The sequence below is a fragment of the Dehalogenimonas etheniformans genome, assembly GCF_014672715.2.
GTDB classification, from domain to species: domain Bacteria; phylum Chloroflexota; class Dehalococcoidia; order Dehalococcoidales; family Dehalococcoidaceae; genus Dehalogenimonas; species Dehalogenimonas etheniformans.
The window spans coordinates 1,440,163-1,460,912 of record NZ_CP058566.2 but is presented as its reverse complement, the minus strand read 5'-3'; the positions used below and the strand labels follow the sequence as shown (position 1 = coordinate 1,460,912).

14 protein-coding genes are annotated in these 20,750 nt (G+C 46.0%); 7 read left to right on the top strand and 7 right to left on the bottom strand.

From position 1 onward, the window contains the following. Positions 1-648: 648 nt before the first annotated feature. From HX448_RS07225 to HX448_RS07215, 3 genes are all read right to left on the bottom strand, one after another. Positions 649-2,175, bottom strand: coding sequence for a reductive dehalogenase (locus HX448_RS07225; RefSeq protein ID WP_102331884.1), 1,527 nt, complete (start codon positions 2,173-2,175; stop codon positions 649-651). Positions 2,176-2,366: 191 nt separating this feature from the next. Beyond that, a complete protein-coding gene (locus HX448_RS07220) occupies positions 2,367-3,068 on the bottom strand; it encodes a response regulator transcription factor (protein WP_102331876.1) in 702 nt (233 codons plus the stop codon). Beyond that, positions 3,049-4,209 carry a PAS domain-containing sensor histidine kinase gene (locus tag HX448_RS07215; RefSeq protein WP_102331875.1) on the bottom strand — a complete coding sequence of 387 codons (1,161 nt, stop codon included), beginning with the start codon at positions 4,207-4,209 and terminating at the stop codon, positions 3,049-3,051. Before HX448_RS07215 ends, HX448_RS07220 begins: the two co-directional genes overlap by 20 nt. A 494-nt stretch (positions 4,210-4,703) precedes the next feature. Here HX448_RS07215 and HX448_RS07210 point away from each other — a divergent pair, with 494 nt between their 5' ends. Further along, a complete protein-coding gene (locus HX448_RS07210) occupies positions 4,704-6,167 on the top strand; it encodes a reductive dehalogenase (protein ID WP_226846694.1) in 1,464 nt (487 codons plus the stop codon). Between the two features lie 61 nt (positions 6,168-6,228). Further along, positions 6,229-7,716 carry a reductive dehalogenase gene (locus HX448_RS07205; RefSeq protein ID WP_102331874.1) on the top strand — a complete coding sequence of 496 codons (1,488 nt, stop codon included), beginning with the start codon at positions 6,229-6,231 and terminating at the stop codon, positions 7,714-7,716. Between the two features lie 417 nt (positions 7,717-8,133). Here the strand turns inward: HX448_RS07205 and HX448_RS07200 are convergent, their stop codons facing one another. Beyond that, positions 8,134-9,681, bottom strand: coding sequence for a reductive dehalogenase (locus HX448_RS07200; protein ID WP_102331873.1), 1,548 nt, complete (start codon positions 9,679-9,681; stop codon positions 8,134-8,136). A gap of 767 nt (positions 9,682-10,448) precedes the next feature. On the opposite strand from HX448_RS07200, the gene HX448_RS07195 reads away from it, so the two are divergent. Continuing rightward, positions 10,449-10,952 carry a hypothetical protein gene (locus tag HX448_RS07195; RefSeq protein ID WP_102331872.1) on the top strand — a complete coding sequence of 168 codons (504 nt, stop codon included), beginning with the start codon at positions 10,449-10,451 and terminating at the stop codon, positions 10,950-10,952. A gap of 914 nt (positions 10,953-11,866) precedes the next feature. Here the strand turns inward: HX448_RS07195 and HX448_RS07190 are convergent. Beyond that, the gene (locus HX448_RS07190) at positions 11,867-12,553 is read right to left on the bottom strand and encodes a hypothetical protein (RefSeq protein WP_190259851.1); all 687 of its coding nucleotides are present in this window, start codon (positions 12,551-12,553) and stop codon (positions 11,867-11,869) included. Positions 12,554-12,877: 324 nt separating this feature from the next. Between HX448_RS07190 and HX448_RS07185 the strand changes: the two genes are divergently transcribed. Both HX448_RS07185 and HX448_RS07180 read left to right on the top strand, forming a co-directional pair. Further along, positions 12,878-13,789, top strand: coding sequence for a helix-turn-helix domain-containing protein (locus tag HX448_RS07185; protein ID WP_102329949.1), 912 nt, complete (start codon positions 12,878-12,880; stop codon positions 13,787-13,789). 442 nt (positions 13,790-14,231) lie between these two features. Then, complete coding sequence (locus HX448_RS07180) at positions 14,232-15,701, top strand: reductive dehalogenase (protein ID WP_102329950.1); 1,470 nt, start codon at positions 14,232-14,234, stop codon at positions 15,699-15,701. Positions 15,702-16,552: 851 nt separating this feature from the next. On the opposite strand, the gene HX448_RS07175 is transcribed toward HX448_RS07180, so the two are convergent. After that, a complete protein-coding gene (locus HX448_RS07175) occupies positions 16,553-17,554 on the bottom strand; it encodes a hypothetical protein (RefSeq protein WP_162485822.1) in 1,002 nt (333 codons plus the stop codon). A 526-nt stretch (positions 17,555-18,080) separates the two neighbouring features. Between HX448_RS07175 and HX448_RS07170 the strand changes: the two genes are divergently transcribed. Then, positions 18,081-18,851, top strand: coding sequence for a zinc metalloprotease (locus HX448_RS07170; protein ID WP_102329952.1), 771 nt, complete (start codon positions 18,081-18,083; stop codon positions 18,849-18,851). A 331-nt stretch (positions 18,852-19,182) separates the two neighbouring features. On the opposite strand, the gene HX448_RS07165 is transcribed toward HX448_RS07170, so the two are convergent. Beyond that, positions 19,183-19,923, bottom strand: coding sequence for a hypothetical protein (locus HX448_RS07165; RefSeq protein ID WP_102329953.1), 741 nt, complete (start codon positions 19,921-19,923; stop codon positions 19,183-19,185). A 287-nt stretch (positions 19,924-20,210) separates the two neighbouring features. Between HX448_RS07165 and HX448_RS07160 the strand changes: the two genes are divergently transcribed. Next, a complete protein-coding gene (locus HX448_RS07160) occupies positions 20,211-20,732 on the top strand; it encodes a hypothetical protein (protein ID WP_102329954.1) in 522 nt (173 codons plus the stop codon). The last annotated feature ends 18 nt before the right edge of the window (positions 20,733-20,750 follow it).

The window sequence follows — 20,750 nt, the reverse complement described above, 5'->3', positions numbered from 1 at the left end:
AACCTCTGACCCTCAACCGGCAGTCTTTACACCTTCCTTTCTGGCGGCCACTCGCACTGGCCGCTGGTCTTTTATTAGGCTCCAGAAACACAAAAGCACTAAACCTTATCAGGTCTAGTGCTTCACCAATCGGTAGGCTACCCCCTTCTCGCCAAAGGTGCGTAGGCCTTCAACGATTACACATTCAAGTTATCACATATTATGCTTATTTATACCTTTCAAAGGTCAAGAATGCATCGTACTAAAGGACTAATAATCTAAGCATTTTGGACTTACCCTGAAACTTATGTATACATACCCGAGCCTGGCGTAAAGAATGGCTATCCTGGAGTGGGTGAGTCGAGAAATGACCGAGATGGCTTTAAACCATCTCGGTCATTTGTAAAGTGTCCTCCTCGGAGAGTCGGACTCTACCTGAAACGCGATCGATCATAGAACGGAACTCGATGGCAATAAAGGGGACTATGAAGCTTCTCGAGAAGTTCAGTTATCTGACTCTTCATTGAGATCGAGGCGCAAAATGCTATAAACAGTGAGATAAACTCGAGGAAATGTCATATAAAAATTGGTTATCAATTCCTTGAGAATCATTGAAGAAAAGGCGGGCTCGAAAACGAGCCCGCCTTTATGATTATTGACGCGATTCGTTTATTTCCGATAGCCCCCATCGAATGCACTCATAGTGCTATCTGTCCCCCAACTCGGCAGAGACAAATCCCACCATTCGTCAGGATCTTTCAGCCCATATCCGAATGGTTTGGCCATACTCCAGAAAAAGCCATTAAACAGTGATGTGTTTGCTGCAGTAGATTTGACCAATTCGTGAACCATTGAGCCTTGATTCACATTGAAAGTACACACTGGACGACAGATACAGCATGCAGCGGATAGCCGATATTTGGCGCATGAGTGTGTATTGGTCCAAAACAATTTTTTGCCGGCAGCCATATTCATAGCCGGTACTTTGTAATCAAATTGGGGTATGTCCCAAGAAGGCTCCGCGTCCTGCGAAATGGATTCCGATGGGCAGGCATCCGCGCATTTACGACAGGTATGACAAAAGCGGAAGATACCGGCATCAATAGGCCTATCATGCTCCATCGGGAGGTCTGTAAGGAAGCTGTAGTATCCTCCAGTCGAGCCATGTTCTGGATTTATCGCGACTTCGCTCGAGCGTCCCATTTCCGAAACACCACCCAGCACAGCGCTTGCCTGGGCGGGGACAAGCCCACCTGACATATCAGGATATGGGTAGCCGTAACCCGTGTACCCGAGAGAACGGAGAAAAACCTGGATAGCAGGCTGAACGCAGGTGGTCCATATTCTATATCGACTTATATTAGCAGCAGCCCTAATGGACGAGCCGGCTACTGGGTCATCCGTTCTCCAAGCTTCTCTAGACATGGGAATCATGACTCCGACTTCCATTAGTGTTTTATTTGGCAGATATTTAATTTCATCGGTTTCGTGGCCAATATCATCGTCCACGAATTCTATTTTTGGTCCGGCAGTTAAGGGCTGCGGGAAAGTATCGATAAATGTTGCGTCGTTAGCCGTTGCTGTTTTGCCATGTTTGATGTGAGTGAAGACCAGTTTGTGGTCCAGCTCAGCGCCACCTATTTGACCGGCACCATAAAACACCGCCGCTGCCCGTAATATGCGTGATCCTTCTTCTGGCGTTCCTGTCCATTTAGGCATATTTCTCTGTTGTGGAGTCGGTGCCCCATCGGTAGGACCAAGTAACGTTGAACGGTAATAAACGGGAGTTAATTTTACGGGGCCAGATTGCATATGATAACCAGCCCCAGCATTCAGAGCTAAATCTCTTAGCCGGTTGCCTTTTTGTCCGTTAAAACTTGCCAGAGTCGGGGCGCCTTGCGTTATCAATGCTTTCCATTCGGCTAGTCCCTCGTATTGGGCATTGACATAGGCCGACTGAGTCGTCAGACGTTGGTCAATGCGTTTCATCTGGCCCCAGTCGACTTCAACAGTCGGATGATGATGTTCCAAATTCTGTTTGACCCACCAAGAGCGCCGATAAGATGCGCTCTCAGATGAAGCTAGTTCATCAAGGTCATGGAACACAGGGGAAACCAGACTGGCTGCTCCAATGCCGGCACCAGCAAGGCCGAGTCCTTTCATAAATTCTCTTCTTGAGACTGTACTATGAAACATGTCTTTTTCTACTCCTCCTTCGTTGCATTGGGAGAAACTGTACTATTGCGTTTTTCCAATGTAAATACGCATTTATGCTGATTTCTGAATTGTTATGTGATGATAAACGAATAGATTAACGAAAAGTTATACTTTTTGGAATCAATAATAGATGGCTAAGGAGTTGTGCAGGAACTTAGAAAGCTTTGAAGTTACGACCTAGGGCCAGTCGGATGAATCGAATAACCAATACCCGGTTCGGTGATAATTAGTCTTGGATTTTTGGGATTAAGCTCAAGTTTTTCTCTCAGCCGATTCACATAAACGCGGATTACCTTGACTGAATTTGGAACGTTATGTCCCCAGAGTTCTTGTTCGATTTCTTTATAACTTACGATTTTACCTTGGCGGTCAAGGAGAATGCGCAAGGTGTTACTTTCAGTCGAGGTCAAGCTGATTGTCTTGCCATTGTAGATAAGCTGTTTGAGCGTTGAGTCGAATTGGAGGTTGCCATATTTTGTCTTTATGCTGCCGGTATCCTCCGCTCTAGGATAAAACTTGGAAAGGGCCGATTGAATCCTGGCAAGGAACTCAAACTTGCGAAAAGGTTTGGTAATATAGTCATCGGCCCCTAGTTTGAAAGCTCTAACCACATCATCTTCATCGCTTCGAACGGTGAGCACGATGACCGGTACTTTTGAAAAAGAGCGGATTGATTTCAGGGCGTCATATCCGGAAATATCGGGCAGACCAAGATCGAGAACTACCAATTCGGGAGAGGTCTCCCGGACCATACTAATCCCTTCGTTTCCTAGATGGCACCAGTTGATATCGGAATCCGGCCAGATCAGCCCCAGGCATAGTGAAACTGACTGGATTATTCCATCATCATCGTCAATTACAAGCGCCTTCACAATTAGCCTCCGGGGTGATTATGGGCATGGCGATAAAAAACCTACTTCCTTTGCCGGGCTGACTGTCTAACCATATTCGTCCGCCGTATCGTTCGATGATAGCTTTTGCGATAACTAGTCCCAAACCCAGCCCATCAACCTTCTGCTGTTTAGGATGTCGTCGATTGTAGGGCTTGAATAGATCATTTTGATCCGTTTTTGGAATGCCACATCCGGTGTCTCCTACTTCGACTATGAGCCCCTTTTGTCCAACTGAGGCTTTAAGCCAGACCGCCCCCCCCTTAGGGGTGTATTTCAAGGCATTGTTCAGCAGATTAAGTACGACCTGCTGCAAACGCTCGGTATCGCCACAAACCAAAGGCAATTCATTTGGAATTGTGATTTCAAGAGAAATCTTGCCCTTAACCGCTGTGGGTTTAACGAAAGCGACCGCGTCAAGAAGTAGTTGCTTCATATCGACTGGATATGATGGTAGGTTAAAATTTCCACTTTCGAGGCGTACCATGTCATGTAGTTCTTCGATGCGGTTGTTGATTCTTTCCGCTCCGTAGCAAATATTCTTGGCGAACTCATTAAGGTGACCGTCTTTTAGTACATCCATCAGGTGCTCACTGGAGGCCATGAGCGATGTGAGTGGTGTTTTCAACTCGTGAGCCAGCGCACGGACGTAATTAGCCCTCATCAGCGTGTCCGCCTCAGCTTTTTCACGGAGCCGACGCTCTTGTTGAAGGAGTTCCTGGCGTTGTCTTTCGAGTTCTTTGCGCTCGGAAACATCCCTGCAGACAGAGATGATTACCCGTTCTCCGTTCAGAGAAAATAGGTGGGAGCGCACCTCATTAGGGATCGGTTTACCGTATTTGGTTAAATGGGTAATTTCAGCGGTGACATGCCCATCTCTAGCGAGGGCTGCACCAACATACCTATTCCTTAAAAGGCTTTCAGGAGTGTTCAACTGTTCTCCGGTCAGGCCGATAATCTCATTATGCGCATATCCGTAACGGTTACATGCCACCTGATTAGCTTCAATTACAACAAACTCATTGAGTTTCTCGTTAACCTTCCAGACCAATATCGCATCGTCAGCGTTATCAAAGAGAATTTGATATTTTAACTCTGACTCGAGTCGCTGGGAATTATTCATCAGTCCTTTATGACCTCAACTGCATACATCATAGCATGAAGAGTCTATACAATAGGTGCCATAAATGACATAACGGAACGTTAATTAACTCGTTTAGAAGGTAATAACAAAATAGAAATCGGCATAAAGTACAATGCAGTACTAGTACCAAAGGACGATGCAACTTCACAAAAAGTAGCCTATAAAACCACCAGATGAGAAATAAATACCAAATATAGACACGTCGCGTTTTAAGCGGTAAGGAGTTGCCTACCAGAACAAAAAGGGGCATCAAGACTGTGCAGGTGCTTTTATATTTTTAGCGCGTAAAAACAAAAAAAACCGGCGGCCTGTTCGAGAGGCCGCCAGAAAGGAAGAACGTAAAAACTGCCGGATGAGGGTCAGAATTTAACGACCTTCCCATGCTTATTTTATCCCAAAACGACAAAACGATTCAAAAAGAAGGAGAAGGAAAAATGTCGGTATTTCATAGCACAGTAAGCCGAAGGGATTTTATGAAAGGACTTGGTTTTGCTGGAGTGGGATTTGGAGGGGCTGCATTGACTTCGCCAACCTTTCATGACCTAGACGAAGTAATGGCTTCATCAAAATCGATCCAGAAACGCCCGTGGTACGTCAAGGATAGAGAAATTTATAATCCAACTATCGACGTTGATTGGACCATGCTTGAACGGTACGATTCAAGACTCACATCGCAAACCGCCTACTCTCGTGCCCAATACTTCGGGAAACAACGTGTAATTAACGCTGCTAAGAAGAACGCGGAGGTTTACGCTCAACGCGTCGCTGCCAATGAGCCTGGTTATACATATAGAGCGCGGGCTTTGAGTGAAGTACCCTACAAAATCGATGTCGCTCATACCTGGGCAAATGGACCCGTTGGCATCGCTCAAGCCAAGACCCCAGAAGAAAGGGGAGAGCCCAAGTGGACTGGCACACCCGAAGAGGCAAGCCAGATGCTAACGGCTGTTCTCAGGCACCGTGGCGCCACCCTGGTTGGTTATGGGGAACTAGATCAACGTATGAGGGATAAGATCGTTTTGGCTTATCCTCGCGCATCGACTTCAGGCACAAATTTCATTGACTCATGGCCTCCTCCGGCAAGTGCGGCGCCTCCCTATGTTTATGAGGATGTTGTTAAGGGGTATGAAACGACCAGCAAACGAGTTATCCCCACCAAACCGATGTGGTATGTCGCCTATTTCACCCAAATGTCAAAGGAACTTTTTCGATGTGCCCCATCCCCCCTGGGCTCTGTGGGTAACGTTGGTGGGGCATACGTCAATATGAACACGTATTGCCATTCCTTTAATTTCCAAAGATACCTGGGTTATCAGATGTTGACCAACCATGTAGATGGCGACGAGCCAATTGCCGGCGGGCCTGGCGAGGTCTTGTCGGGCGTCGGTGAACACACGCGGCAACAGCTATACACTATTACACCGGAATACGGTCAGTTTGGTCGTATGTTCGTTTTTTTAACGGACTTACCTCTAGCTCCTACCAAGCCAATAGATGCCGGTATTTGGCAGTTTTGCCACAGTTGCGGGAAGTGTGCTAAAAGCTGCCCCGCAAGCGCTATCTCCAATGAAAAAGAACCCACCTGGGACCAACCGATGGTGGAAGGGAAACCAACAATTTTCCATCCAAAGGGTATTCGGGCTTTTTGGCAGGATACTGAAACTTGCTCCATGTGGAGCCAAGAAAATGGATACGTCAACAGCAGTTGTAAAATTTGCTACGCTGTCTGCCCTTTTAACAATAACGACAGGGCATTAGTCCATGAAATCGTCAAAACCACGATGGCTTCGACAAATATCTTCAATAGTTTTTTCTACAACATGAGCGAAGTTTTTGGATATGGGCAAATGGATCCCGAAAAGTGGTGGGATTTATCTCTTCCTGCTCAAGGTGTAGATACAACAAGAATTGCATACGATGGTGGTTATAGAAGGTAAAGTTTGACTTTAGCTATCCAATGCAGCATTGAAACAAGCAGTAATTGTGAAGGAGAATATCATGTCATTATTTCATAGTACCGTAAGTCGTAGAGACTTTATGAAAGCTATTGGTTTAGTCGGTGCCGGCATCGGTAGTGCATCTCTGGCAGCCCCGATTTTCCATGATGTTGATGAACTTATATCGTCACAGAAAAGTATCCAGCGTCGCCCTTGGTACGTGAAAGAACGAGATTTGTACAATCCCACAGTAGAAGTTGACTGGGAAATGACCCCAAATCGCTATGATCCTCGATTTTCAGGCCAAGCGGCCTACGTACGAGCTATGTATTACGGCAAAGATAGAGTATTGACTTGTCAGGCCAAAGGAGCGGCCGAGAATGCTAAGCGAATGGCTGCCGGTCAATCCGGATTCACTGTCCGAGATCAAGCCCTGACTCTAGTTCGAAAAGATGTTGAAAGATCCTGGACGGGAGCGAAGGGCGTCACTATCGCCAAGACACCCCAAGAAAGAGGAGAACCCAAATGGACCGGGACGCCAGAGGAAGCGAGCCGCATGCTCAATGCTGCAATGCGTTTTTTTGGGGGCGCTTTATTTGGGTATGGTGAGTTGGATCAGAGGATGCGTACAAAAGTCGTAAACTCACATTCAAGAGGAAACGTTTGGCAGAATACAGAAATGTACATCGACAAATCCAATTGGACCGATGCGATGACGAATCCAATCGTATATGAAGATGTTGATTTGGGTTATTCTACGCCCACAAAACTGGTCATCCCATTAAAAAACATGTATTGGATATGTGCTGATTTCCCTGGGGGCAAACACCAATATCAAGCTGCTCCATCGTTGCTCGCAAACGGAAGGGGTCCGCATGATAACCTAAGGGTTCTTTTCTACCCTTCCTTTTCGTATTTTATGCGTTATTTGGGGTATCAGACTCTAGGTACGATGCAGGATGGATGGGATGCAGTGCCAGATAACTCCACAGCAATACTTGGAGGGATTGCTGAAGAAAATCGCCAGGGTGTATTATCTTTGACTCCTGAAATGGCTTTGGCGCATTCATCTTGGACGTTACTTACAGATTTACCTGTTGCTCCAACAAAACCTATCGATGCCGGGATTTTCCGTTTCTGTCAAAGGTGTGGGAAGTGTGCGGAGACCTGTCCAGCGGGTACAATCCCAATGGGAGATCCCTCTTGGGAAGCGCCTCCAGTTGACGGGAAAGAGAATATAATGCACCACCTTGGTAGGAAATCATATTTCGGAAACGGGGCTCTTTGTTGGACTTACATATATGAAGCTGGCCATGGATGTAAACAATGCATTGGTAACTGTTCTTTCATGGTTGGAAGTGGCGCGATGGTCCATGAATTAGTCAAAGGCGCCGCAGCTGCAACCGGGCTATTTAATGGGTTTTTCTACTCGATGAGTAAATCTTTTGATTACGGCCTTTATAATCCAGAAGATTGGTGGGATCAGTCACTTCCGATTATGGGTTTCGATAGCACCATCGTTTCCTATGATGGAGGGTATCGAAAATAGTTCCATTCCATTCTGAAATAACAATGCTGGCTTTTATGAGGAGCCAGTATTGTTATTTTATTCGTCTTATTAACCCCTCGAGGGAGATCCGGACTCACTCCGAAACGCGACGGAGGATGGATTGGCTAAGAACCAGACGGACCGAGAGTCTAAGGCTCTCGGTCTCGTGTTAGAATTTTGTCCTCCTAAGAGTCGGACTCTCTCGGAAACGCGACGGAGTATGGAATGGTTAAGCTCCGGACAGACCGAGAGCATACAACTCTCGGCCCGTTGTTAAAGCATCGCACAAAGGACTAATCATCTTAGCATTCTGAACCTACTCTAACCTAAAATCTGCCTAAAACCGCGTCAAATAGAAAAAGCGAAGGGAGAGAAAACTCTCCCTTCGTCCGATGAAATATTTTTCAATAAAGAGAATTAGCGCTTATACGCACCTGCAGAAGTGAATAGCGTGCTATCCGTGCCCCAAGTTGGTAAGTCTGGTGCAATCTCCCACCATTTTTCGGGATCCAATGTTCCGTAACCAAAGGTCTTGCTCATTTGCCAGAAGAAACCATTAAATATCGAGGTCGTGGATATTGTGCTCCTGACAAGTTCGTGGGCCATAGCTGCTGAACTGGTATTAAAGTTGCAAACCGCACGGCAGATCTGTGGGCAGTTGTTTGTATAGCTCCGTGATGCCTGGCAGGAGGTGATATTAATCCAGAAAAGTTTCTTCCCTGGAACCGAACACATATTGGGTACCTTATAGTCGAAGTTTGGTATTTCCCAAGAAGGTTCGGAATCGTGCGAAATTGATTGGCTTGGGCAGGTGTTTGCGCACATCCGGCAAGTATGGCAGAAGCGGAAGATACCGGCGTCGATTGGTTTAGCTGGCTCAAGCTCTAGATCAGTGAGCATACTATAGTAGCCCGTTACCGAGCCGTGTTCGGGGTTTATGCAAATCTCACTACTTCGGCCCATTTCGGAGACGCCGCCCAGTACGGCGCTGGCTTCCGAAGGCATTAAGCCACCGGGTCCATCCTTCTTTGCATAGCCGTAGCTATGGTAACCTAGTGTTCGAACGAATCCCTGGAGACTCGGAAGCAATGACTGATGGAACATCCGATAGCGAGCTCCGTTGGCGTCTGATGATAACTGGGTAGAGGTTATCCCATCAGCAGAGGTGCTCCAAGACTCGCGGGCCATCGGGATCATGATACCAATATCCCAGAGAGTTTTGTTTGGTAACACTAAGCGCACGTCTTTCACGCCTTCATAAGACTCTGTATATCCCACGTCTACATTTTCAAAATCGATCTTTCGCCAATAGCCTGGCGGTGGGGGCCAAGGTTTGTCGATCCAGCTGTCGGAGGTGCTGGAGCCCAAGGGACCGGTCCGATTGTACGTATACACAAGATTCTTTTCATGGCCCGAAAGTTCAGCAGCGCCAATTTGCCCAGCCCCATAGTTTTTAGCCGCGGCACGTATAATTCGAACGTTTTCCTCTGGAGTTCCTTGCCATTTAGGCATATTGAGGCTTTCAGGAGTAGCGGTTTTATCAGAACCGGTGAAATCCCAATTCCATGTTAACCGATAACTGGAATAGACACCTCCTCCTGCAGCCAGTGCGTAATCGCGCAACTTATAGCCCTTTGTGCCGATGAGCGCAGCAGCCTTCGTTTCGCCCTCTTTTGCGGCTTGATTCCATCTTTCTTTTCCCCAATGTTGTGCGTTAGCCCAAGAGGCGTGGGCAGATACCCTATGGTCAAACCTTTTGACCTGGCCCCAGTCAATTTCTACTGTGGGCTCATCGACAGATTTAACCCACCAGGCGCGTTTCCAACCAGCGCTCTCGGAAGAAATCACCTCATCAAGGTCATGAAAGATAGGCGCAACGAGCGAAGCAGCACCAGTGCCGGCCCCAGCAAAACCGAGAACCTTCATGAATTCCCGTCTACTTATGGTGCTATGGAATACAGACATCTTTAACCCCCTTTGTGTATTTATGGCACATTTTTAAATTTATAGGTCTAACAATACATCGTCCTAAAGGCTTAATTATCTAAGCATTTTGGATTGAGCCTGGAACTAAAGTATGTATATCGAACCAAATGTACATTGAGGTAGAATCAGAACCTAAAATGGACTTATTGAACTAATTAAAAACCAGTGCAACGTAGAGGTTTTTAAGGCTTCTGCGTTTGTTAGACTAAACATCGCATTTCTCAGGGAGGCGATTGTCCAGATCTCGGTCTGGCGATAAAATTTCGTCCTCCTCGGGGAGTCGGACTCTCTCCGAAATGCGGACGTACTTAAATTGGATCAGAACTAGAGCAAAAGAGAGGCTTCAAGAGCCTCTCTTTTGCTAATTCGGCATCGTCCTCCTCGGAGTGTCGGACTCTCTCGAAACGCGATATTTCTTGGAGTGGATCTCAGAATATATGAGTAACGGGCTTATGAGGTCAGTCGATGAGTTTGCATTCAAAGGTTGAAATCCATAACGGTTATGTGGAGAAGCCGATCTCAGTGGAACTTGCCAAGTCTTAATAGTTGCCGCCGGCTGTTATGCCAATTTCCGTCCTTAGTTCTGGTCTTCGACGGTTTTAAGCCAGAAATGCGTTTTTGTATGAAGTGGGTAAAGCCAAAACCAATCAAAATTCGATCAATAGTCGAAGTGCAGTTCAACAAATATCTTGGTAATATTCAAAGTGTATGGTCGAGCGTGAGATATTCATTCCGTGAGGTGGAGAATGGAACAGAGACGCGATTGGTTGCAAATCGGGGTGGCGTTAGCTATTATCCTCTCGCTCATATTCCTCTCAATCGGTACCTACTTTAGATGGTGGGATTTGCGTTTCGATATCGGATCCTTTTCTTTTACACACTGGCTGAGTTGGATTGGGGCCGGGTATTTGACAATATTCGTCCCTCTTTACTCAGTTCTGAAACGGCAATCAAAGATTCCATTCGCCACGATTTTAACCGTACATGTTTTTGGTAACCTCATTGCTTTCGGTATGATCTCGGTTCACTTCGCCCAGCAATTAGGCCGTCCGACCGAGTTTGCCCCGGACTTCGGTACTGGATTGGCGATGTACTTGATAATTACTGGTATCGTCGCAACCGGCCTGATGAGACGCTTCGGAACGGTATCTCCAATTTACAATAATTTAAGATTCATTCACGTCGGATTGGCTCTCTCTCTTATTTTTATACTGCCAATTCACATCCTACACAATCTAAACGTGATCTGAACGGATTCATTTACTTGCCTCCCTAGCTCTGGGACAGATCTATGGGATGGCAGTGACCGTTTAACAGGATTAGATCACCGAATTATCATCTTCCACATTGACAAGGTGTATTATTTTACATTTACCGTCAAGAAGAGTCCAAAGGCATCCTTTTACCCGCCTTCTCATAGTTGGCTATATTCCATTGATATCATCGTTGTGTCTATTTTTTTGTCTTAAATGTCCGAATCTCTTTTCCGGCTGCCCCGACTATTTTTTGGTCCTGGGAGGAACATATTTGTGGTTAGATTGCTCCACCAAGTTTTGATCTCTGATCAGTGCTGACTCTGACCATTTGAAACCTGTCGTTTGATTCGACCATAGCGTCACTGTAAATGAAACCCGAGAGGAACATCGATGCTCTATTGACGTGTCGGCTAATAGTGTCTTGGACCGCGGCAAATTCTTCATAATGAGATTCCACAAAATACTTTTTCGAGGAATATGCCCCCAAGAGTAAAAACGAAATTGTTACGCTAAGCAGCACAAATGACTAAGATCTCATTTTAGGTCTCCGCAGTACCCAACTAAATGATACAACGAACACATTCGGTTTTAGTTATCGAGTAGACCTTTCCAGTCTTTCTTTGAGAGTCGGACTCTGCCGGAAACACGACTAAGCCTCGATTGGTTAATAATTAGACAGACCGAGAGCGTACAACTCTCGGTCTGTTGTTAGGACGTCCTCCTCGGAGAGTCGGACTCTTTCCGAAACGCGACCTATCCTGGAATGGGTAAGAACCGGACAGGCCGAGAGTTAAAAGGTCTCGGTCTGCTTTTTAACTTGCTCATCATCTTGCCGGACTATTTTACGAGACGCGACTAATAATAGATTAGATGAGAGTATTGTCCTAGTCTGAATTATTAGAGTTTCATTATTCAGAGGTGCCACTGAATGTGGTGCTATAGCCGTTAACATTCAGGGTGTAAATGGTACCAAAAGCAAAATCGGTACCCAGGTTAACATCTTTCTCAAACCAGGTATATATCGCTGGGCAGTCGACTCCTTTAGGCCGCTGGACAGTCACCTTGATATTGACAGTGTTGCCCTCTCTGGTTGTCTCGATATTGTGAAAGGTAGTACAGCCATCGGATAAACCACCTTTGATATATACGCCTATCTGCGGGGGATTAGATTTCATAATATAAACTTTAACCTCGTCTATGGGCGCCAGTTTGATTTCCACATCCAGCCGCTGGTTAATCATATCCCATTGCTGATCCATAATAGCTTTGGTTACCTTCCCAGCCTGGACGGTAACTTCGGCAGTATGATGGGTTAATACCTCGGCGAGTACCTGCCCGGTCCGGTTTCCGTAACCGGCGTGTCTACTATCATATTCGATGGTGTACTTCCAGTCATTGCCTACGGAAGTGGTACTCGTTACTTTTAAGGTCTCTGGAATCCCATCAAACCGATAAGTAGCCTCCAGCTTCACAAATTTTAGGGCTACTTTTTGTCCGCCTTCCTGAGACCCTGTGTTCGATTGGGCACACGATACACCTGTGAAGGTTAGTAGAATCAATAACGCAATTATGCAAACAGATCTCATGTTAAACATTGTAGAACCATCCTGCATTAGTGTCTAATATAAAACGAAAATGTTCTTGTTTCGTTTTTTGCTTAAAACGCGACAGAGCATGGATTGGCTAAGGATCAAAACAAAAGAGAGGCTTTTAAAGCCTCTCTTTTTCTATTAAGCATCATCCTCCTCGGAGAGTCGGACTCTCTCCGAAACGCGACGGATATCTAATTGTGGCTGGATGAGACGATAACAACCGAGGGGCTGATGAAGCCCCCCGGTTGTTTTACGAAACCGATAAACTGAGCAATCCCGGTCAAGTTCCGCCACTTACTTGGATGCTATACTTTCAACGAAGTAGTGATGGAGAACCGAGAAAAGGTCCTTGCTGTCCGACGGATGCAGCAGTTCATTGTGCAACGGCTGAAAGAGCCGATAACGCTCTATCAACTCGCCCAGGCTGCTGGTTATTCTCCCTTCTATTCGGCCAGGATTTTCAAGGAGGTAACTGGCAAGACGTCGTTTGAATACATACGGGCGATGCGTATGTCGGCGGCAGCCACCAAGCTAGCTGGTGGTGACTGCAAGGTAATCGACGTCGCCTTTGATTTTGTATTCGAATCGCATGAGGGTTTTACACGGGCTTTTTCAAAGCAGTTTGGTGTGCCACCGGGTGAATTCCGCAGGCGAAAGATGCCATTGAAGCTGTTTCTTCCCTCTCGTGACTCCAACTACTATCTCAATAAACAGAATGGAGAACTTGAAATGGAAAAGAGCAAGAACAATACCGTTTTCGTCCAGGTAATTGATCGGCCTGAACGTAAATTGATTCTGAAATGTGGCCGGAAGGCATCCCATTATTTTGAATACTGTGAAGAAGTTGGGTGTGAGGTTTGGGATACCCTCAGTAACATTAAAGATGCACTATATGAACCAATGGGGATGTGGCTACCCGACAATCTGATCGTGCCGGGGACCTCCGTATACGCTCAAGGTGTTGAAATGCCGAGTTCATATAACGGTCCTGTGCCTGAAGGTTTTGACATGATTTCTCTTCCAGCATGTAAGATGATGGTATTTCAAGGGCAGTCGTATGATGATTCAAAGTTCGAGGACGCGATCAGTGATTTATGGGAAGTAATGAAAACCTATGATCCAACAATTTATGGCTTCGAATGGGCTGACAATGACGGTCCACGTTTCCAACTTGAACCGATGGGTTATCGTGGCTACATAGAAGCCAGACCAGTCAGACAGCTAAATCCAAAACTGTAATCGTCACGAACTAGGTCTTTCTGAAACAAGTGCTGAACCTTAATTAGGATGGAGACTACGCATGAGGGACTCCATTTAGCTCCTCGAATGCGGTTAACCCTTCAGGTCGTCCTCCTCGGAGAGTCGGACTCTCTCTGAAACGCGGAAAGCCTGGATTGGATCAGAACTAGAGCAAAAGAGAGGCTTCAAGAGCCTCTCTTTTGCTAATTCGGCAGCGTCCTCCTCGGAGAGTCGGACTCATGGAAACGCGATGCAATCAAACTGGCTCATATCCAGCCAACCGTGGATTATATTAGTTAGAAAATCATTAACCAGATATATATTTATTAATCCCTTCGTTCATTCAGAGATTAATAAAAATAAATCAGCATAGATGCGTATTTACATTTGACCTCAAGGTTGTAATCTTTAATTTAAAAGTAAATACTCGAAAGGAGAGACCATGTCTAGTTTCCACAGCACAGTCAGTCGCAGGGATTTCATGAAAGTATTGGGGCTCGCGGGTGCAGGTTTGGGCGGTGTGGTTGGCGCTGCGCCGGTATTTCATGACTTGGATGAATTGATGTCTTCATCTGAGGCCAATCCAGGCCGCCCTTGGTGGGTAAAACAGGTCGATGAACCTACGATCGAAATCGATTGGGACATGATGGAACGACATGCTGGTTTTAGGCAAGCACAACGTGCAGAAATTAATCGTATCTATTATGGCGATCGGGTGGATAAAGCTTCAGCCATCGGCAATGCTGCCAACAAAGCTCGATATGATGCGAATGAATTGGGTTATCGCCATAAGGATCGGGCCTTATATAGTGGCGACACGGCCTTGAACATATGTCGGGAAGCTGGCGATTTTGGGTGGGCAGGGACAAATGGAAAAAATGTTATCCCATCTCAGACACCGGAACAAATGGGAATTCCGAAGTGGACCGGTTCTCCTGAGGAAGCATCTCAAATGATGCGTTCAGCCATAAGACTGTACGGTGGCTCATTGGTAGGTTTTCTTGACGTGACAGATCATGAACGCAAACATGTGTTTTTGTCTCACGGCGAAAAGGATCCAAAAACTGCTCGCCCTATTGTCTACGAGGATGTTGATCGAGCCTATGAAACTCCTAATCCCAACGGGAAACTGGTATTTCCGACAAAGCAAATGTGGGAAATAAGTGTCTCTACACAAGGTTCTAATGAACTTTTCCGTAGAGCTCCAGCATTGAGTTTGTTGGCAAATCGAAATACGTTTCCCACTGTCGGCGTGTTAAATGCATGTACTTTCAACTTTTTACGGGCTTTAGGCTATCAGCAGGTAGCGATAATCGGTAACGACGGACTGTACCTTGACTCTGGCGGGCCTCCGGCCATAATGAGTGGTGTCGGCGAAGCATCGAGACAGAAACTGTACACCCTTACACCTGAATATGGAGCTCCTGGGCGTCTGTATTCTATTGGCACAGACCTGCCATTAGCACCTACAAAGCCCATAGACGCTGGTATGTATCGATTCTGTCATAGCTGTCACAAATGCGCTAATTTTTGCCCCCCAGGAGCAATTTCTCAGGAAAAGGATTCATCTTGGGAAATGCCGTTAGTGAATGGTCAACCAAACATATTCTCTGTTAAGGGGACCAAAGCCTTCTACACTGATTTTCCAATATGCCGAACTTATACCAATGAAAATGGTGCCTGTATGCTATGCTGGGGCGAGTGCACTTTTACAGTGAATAGGGGAGCCATGGTACACGGGATAATTAAAAGCACGATCTCCACGACCGGTCTTTTTAACGGATTCTTCTATAAGATGGCTGAGACTTTTGACTATGGCTGTAAAGAACCAGACAGCTGGTGGGAATTGAATCTCCCCGTATTTGGCCAGGACTACAACGTTGTTTCATCGTCAGGAGCCTATAAGAAATAACGTTTTGCATCAAATGAATTCCTGAATAACGGCGCTTTTGCTATAAGTCAGGGGTGATGGAAGTTCCAACTTTCTCCGTCACCCCTGACTTCCTTTTGGATAATTAAACTGATACCCATTTTTATCTTGTGTTATACCGGATGAGCAATAAACACGCTTGGCGCGTATGTTTACTCAATTCGAAGCATTCACCAAATAACGGTGATGCCGATATTTACCCCGATGCAAGTATGACCTGAAAGGCCTATCTTCTAATACCCACTCCACCGTTGAAGACTATTCCACGCTCAAAATGCGAAATTTTTTCTTTAGGTTACCTGTTAGAAAGAGGCAGATTGATTCAGTCTGCCTCTGTTTTTGTTTGGTGTCAGATCCTCAGAAGTAACAAATGCAGACTTTGTGACCTGGACGGGGAGACGGGGAGTGTCGGGCTCTCTTGGAAACACGGGAGGTATTGATTTGGCTCAAAACTGATGAAACAGAGAGGCTTTTAAAGCCTCTCTGTTGCTACGAAGCATCGTCTTCCTCGGAGAGTCGGACTCTCTCCGAAACGCGACGGAGTATGGATTGGCTACACATCAAACAGACCGGAGATTACAACTCTCGATCTGTTGTTAAAGTTACGTCCTCCTCGGAGAGTCAAACTCTCTCTCTGAAACGCGAAAACGATTCGATTGGCTACACATCAAACGGACCGAGCGAGTAAATCGCTCGGTCCGTTTTTAGGTCGGCATCCTCGAAAGGGAGTGCCGGGCGCTCTTGGAAACACGGGAAGTATTGATTTGACCGAGGGGCTGAAGAAGCCCCTCGGTTGTTGTTCTAAACCATTCGAATCAGTTAGGAATTCTTAGTTACTCGATAAATGTAGTACTATCGACAGGGTAAAACCTGATCTGCAGCAATTTCGTGCCGTCATTAACGAGGCCTTGTTCGGTGATGACCAGATCAGCGATGTTAAGTATCCATTCTGAATCGTAATACCAGGACATCGGGGAATCGAGTAGAGACTGTGATGTTAACCAGGCTTCGACATCCAGTTCATCCTCAACGCCGTCATTGTTATAGTCTCTGTTCGGCGCCGTAAGGATATCGCTGTCGTAGTCGCCGATTGGCACATCGAACAGAGAAATAACCCCGTCAGGCACACCTTCAGGACCATTGGTATCAAGGCGGGCGTCCACGACCCATCCGGTATAGGTGAACAGGTCCGTGATGTTGGTGGCTTTTGATTTGCCTTTACCGGCGGTGGAATCAGGATCAAACCGGACGTAAGTTTCTTCCTCGGCGACATACAGGTTTGGCCCTACAATCAAGCCTAAAGCCAACAGCGGGTCATCAACGGGATCAGTGTAATTAGGAAATTCCGGATTTGCTGGATCGGTATCGTTGTAGGCTGCGATTACCTGATTGGGATAGAGGATGATGCTGCTGACCGGTTCGATGCTACCGTTGTTTGGTTTCCCGAGAATTCGGCCAAAAACGTAGTAGCCATCAGCTTCATAGGGAAGTTGAACCCGGGCAGCATCGCCATCGAAGGCTTCTGCAAGCGGGTCAAGCACGTAGAGTTCAGTTTGAGATGATTTTTTATTAGTGACATACTCGATTGTTGAGGCTCCATACTCTAGGATGAAAACCGAGTTGCCTCCCGGAGTCGGGTCGCCAATATAGTCCACCTTCTTACCGAGTATGTTGAGATTGAAGTGCTCACCACTGGGGAATCCATTGCTTCGGGCTATCACATCATTGGTGCCGTTTGAACCGTCTGGTTTTGCCGCTGCAACCTGTGTAACACCCGTCATAATCAAGACGAGTATAAGCGCAAGCGACAACCTTACTGCTTTTCTGCCTTTCATACCTTCCTCCTCTGATGCGCCCAGTTCTTTATTCGCATCAATCAGAAGATAAGTCTTGGTTTGATGATTATCAATCCCCAATTAGTACCCTACCGATTGGTAAAAAAGTCATAATGCAGCCCTTTGGGATTTGACTATGCCGGAAATATGGGAAGACTGGTGTGAAAATACCTAACTCTGGGCAGTTCAGGTTAGGAAAATGCATCTTGTTTAAAGTGAGTTATCGGTCCAAAATATGAGTATGGTACTGAAGGGGACCTGCCCGAAATGCTGTGTTGAAGTGTATGGTTGGTGTTTGTCCTTACCCCGGCACCAGACATGTACAACCTGTGGGGTAGGTTACATTATCACTGAACGTGGCCAGTTCGTTGCAAGAGGGTATTCTCCTTTCCAGGCTCCGGAAGAAGGTCGAATCGGAACCAGAATCAAGCCGAATTCTCCAACGCAACGCGATAAAGCTTCTTGACATAGACCAAACTGGGTGTTAAATATCAAGTAGATTCATTGAGATTTTAGGAAGTGTTAGATGTTACATTTCCTCAGACGCGCGCTAATAATCTTTAGCGTTCTGGCTCTTTTTATCTTGCCTTCCGCTGGTGCTTTGACTGCAGCCGACAATGGTCAGGGGAAAGATCCGCCTGATCTCGAGCGGATTGTTTTTGTCCACCCGAAGGTTAAAGATGTTAAACCATCACCGGCAAAACCGCCCAAAGAGCCGGTATTGTACTCGTATAGTCGCTATCACTGGTCCAATTTGCCTGTCACCTATTACTATAACCCGAGCTCGAGCCCTGTCAGTAACGCACAGGACGGAGTGATTGCTTCTTTTGAAGCCTGGGAAGCTGCTGGCTCAGGCGTTGACTTCACATTCGGTGGTACTACAGATGTATTACCTGGCCTTGATGTATCTGTGCCCGACTACAAGAATGTGGTTGGCTGGGCACCTCTGAACGACCCGGGAAGTGTAGCCATCACAATCATCTGGTCGAATACCAGAACGAAACTAGTTGTCGATACTGACACCATATTCAACTTAGATTCTGGTTATGCTTGGGTACAAGGCACTATCTCTGTGGGCGCTGATCCTGATTTGGCGCAGCTTACCAATACCTCAGCTTATGATGTCGATGTTCAAAACATAATGACTCACGAAGCGGGGCACTGGTTGGTGCTAAACGATCTTTACACAGATGCTGCATCAGAACAGACGATGTACGGATATGCCTCTGACTCAGAACTTAAAAAGCGTAGTCTTGAGACAGGCGATATCGCTGGTGTAAACAAAATATATCCATAATCAATGACACTTTTGTGATAGACACTTGAGGGGTTAATGAAGCCCCTCAAGTGTTTTGTTAGGTCATCATCCTCAGAGAGTCGGACTTTCTCCGAAACGCGCCGTAATATGGATTGGTTAAGAACCTGAAAGACCGAGAGCGTACAAATCTCGTCTCGTGTAAAATTACGTCCTCCTCGGAGAGTCGGACTGCCTTTCTGAATATGGTGTGATCCATTGAGATGTTTAAGAAAAGAACTAATTGGAGGGTTAGAAAAGCCCCTCAATTAGTTCTACGAGCCTTACTTGCAAAGGTGAATTATAAGGGCAATATTAAGAGGGTTATTGACCTTCAGGCACTCACTTCGGGCGTCGGTGCATGCTGGAACGGGTGGGTTCGTACCAGTAACGAGAAGAAATATGGGTAATGGGTTTGTAAATGTTCAGCGTAGTTTAGCCACTCGAATACAAGTCGGTCGTAGAAACGGTTGATATCTCCTTCGAGGTGCTTCATGTCGGTTTCGCCTAGTGACCCTAGGCTTTTTCTGGCTTCAAGTTCTTCAGCCAAGTGCGTAATAGCCCATAATAACTCAGAAAAAGCTTCGCGCTCCAATAGGTTGGGATTTTCCATAAGACTTAGTAAGAATGGTCTTTGATCGCAGAGGAATCCTTTCAATGCTTCCAAGTCAATTTGGTTGAAATCGACCTTGAGTTTAACCTTTAGAGCCATTGCCCGAGCAAGTTTGTAGTCGTTACGTTGCCAGTGGATGTTAACGCTAAAGGTCTTGAAGAGGTTTTCCTGCTCACGGAAATTTGTTAAAAGGTTGGCAAGGAGACGGTTACCTACAGCCATGAAAAAGGCGCCGACAACCATATTGAGCTTGGAGTAGAGCGCTTTTTTTTCCTGCTGAGCTAATAGTCGTTCAATGACTATGACAACGAGGTAAACCTCTAGTGGCATGAAAGCCAAATCCCCGAGTAGATAAATAAGTATATGGTGAGCATCTTGGAAAATCACAAAGTGAAGGAGATATAAGATGATGGACGCGCTGATTGCTAATACGCCAATCAGAACGATGAACCGCTTTGTCATGAATCACTCCTAGAAATTGATTCAATAATATCAGTTATGCCGGGGGTAATTCACCCCTGACCATGATATCAGGTTTGAAAAATCAAAAATATGGTAGCAATAAGGCAAACGGGGTTGTCGAAGTGTCAGATTTTATCTACGCAGGGTGATTCGGACTTTGCTAGGAACAAATAAAAACGCTGGATGGGCTATCATAAACCAGACCGAGAGATCCACGATACTATCGGTCTGTTAAGGCATCGTTCTCCTTCGAGTCGGACTCTAGCTGAAACAATAGACGTCCTAAAGTGGATGACAGAGGGGCTGAAAAAGCTTTTCCGGTGTTGTGTGCGACTTTAGACGATGGTATTATTGCCCCAATCATTATGCCCAGTGATACCACGTTTAAACTAATAGAGTCATTGGCTCAGAACGAAGAACTGATCGGTCAACTTTACCAAGTTTATGCTGATCGATTGCTGATAAGAAAACAATTCTGGCAGTCTCTAGCAGTTGAAGAGAAGATGCACGCGGGTTGGTTACGCCAACTCGGTCAAATGCAAGGTGACGTCAAGGTAAGCCACAGGTTTTCGATAGCCGCTGTATCAACTTATAGTGCTTATGTGCAAAAAGAGATTGAGCTAGCTCTTTCAGGGGTAGTTCAGGATAGACAGGCGCTGGTGACTAGTCTATATATTGAGGAGAGTCTTATAGAAAAGAGATTTTTTGATGCCTTTTCCGGTGAAGGGCAGTCATTCAAAGAAGTACTAAGTCAGCTAGTCGCCGAGACAAAGAACCACATCTCGAAAATCAAATCACAACTTAACTAACAGAACGAAAGGGTAATA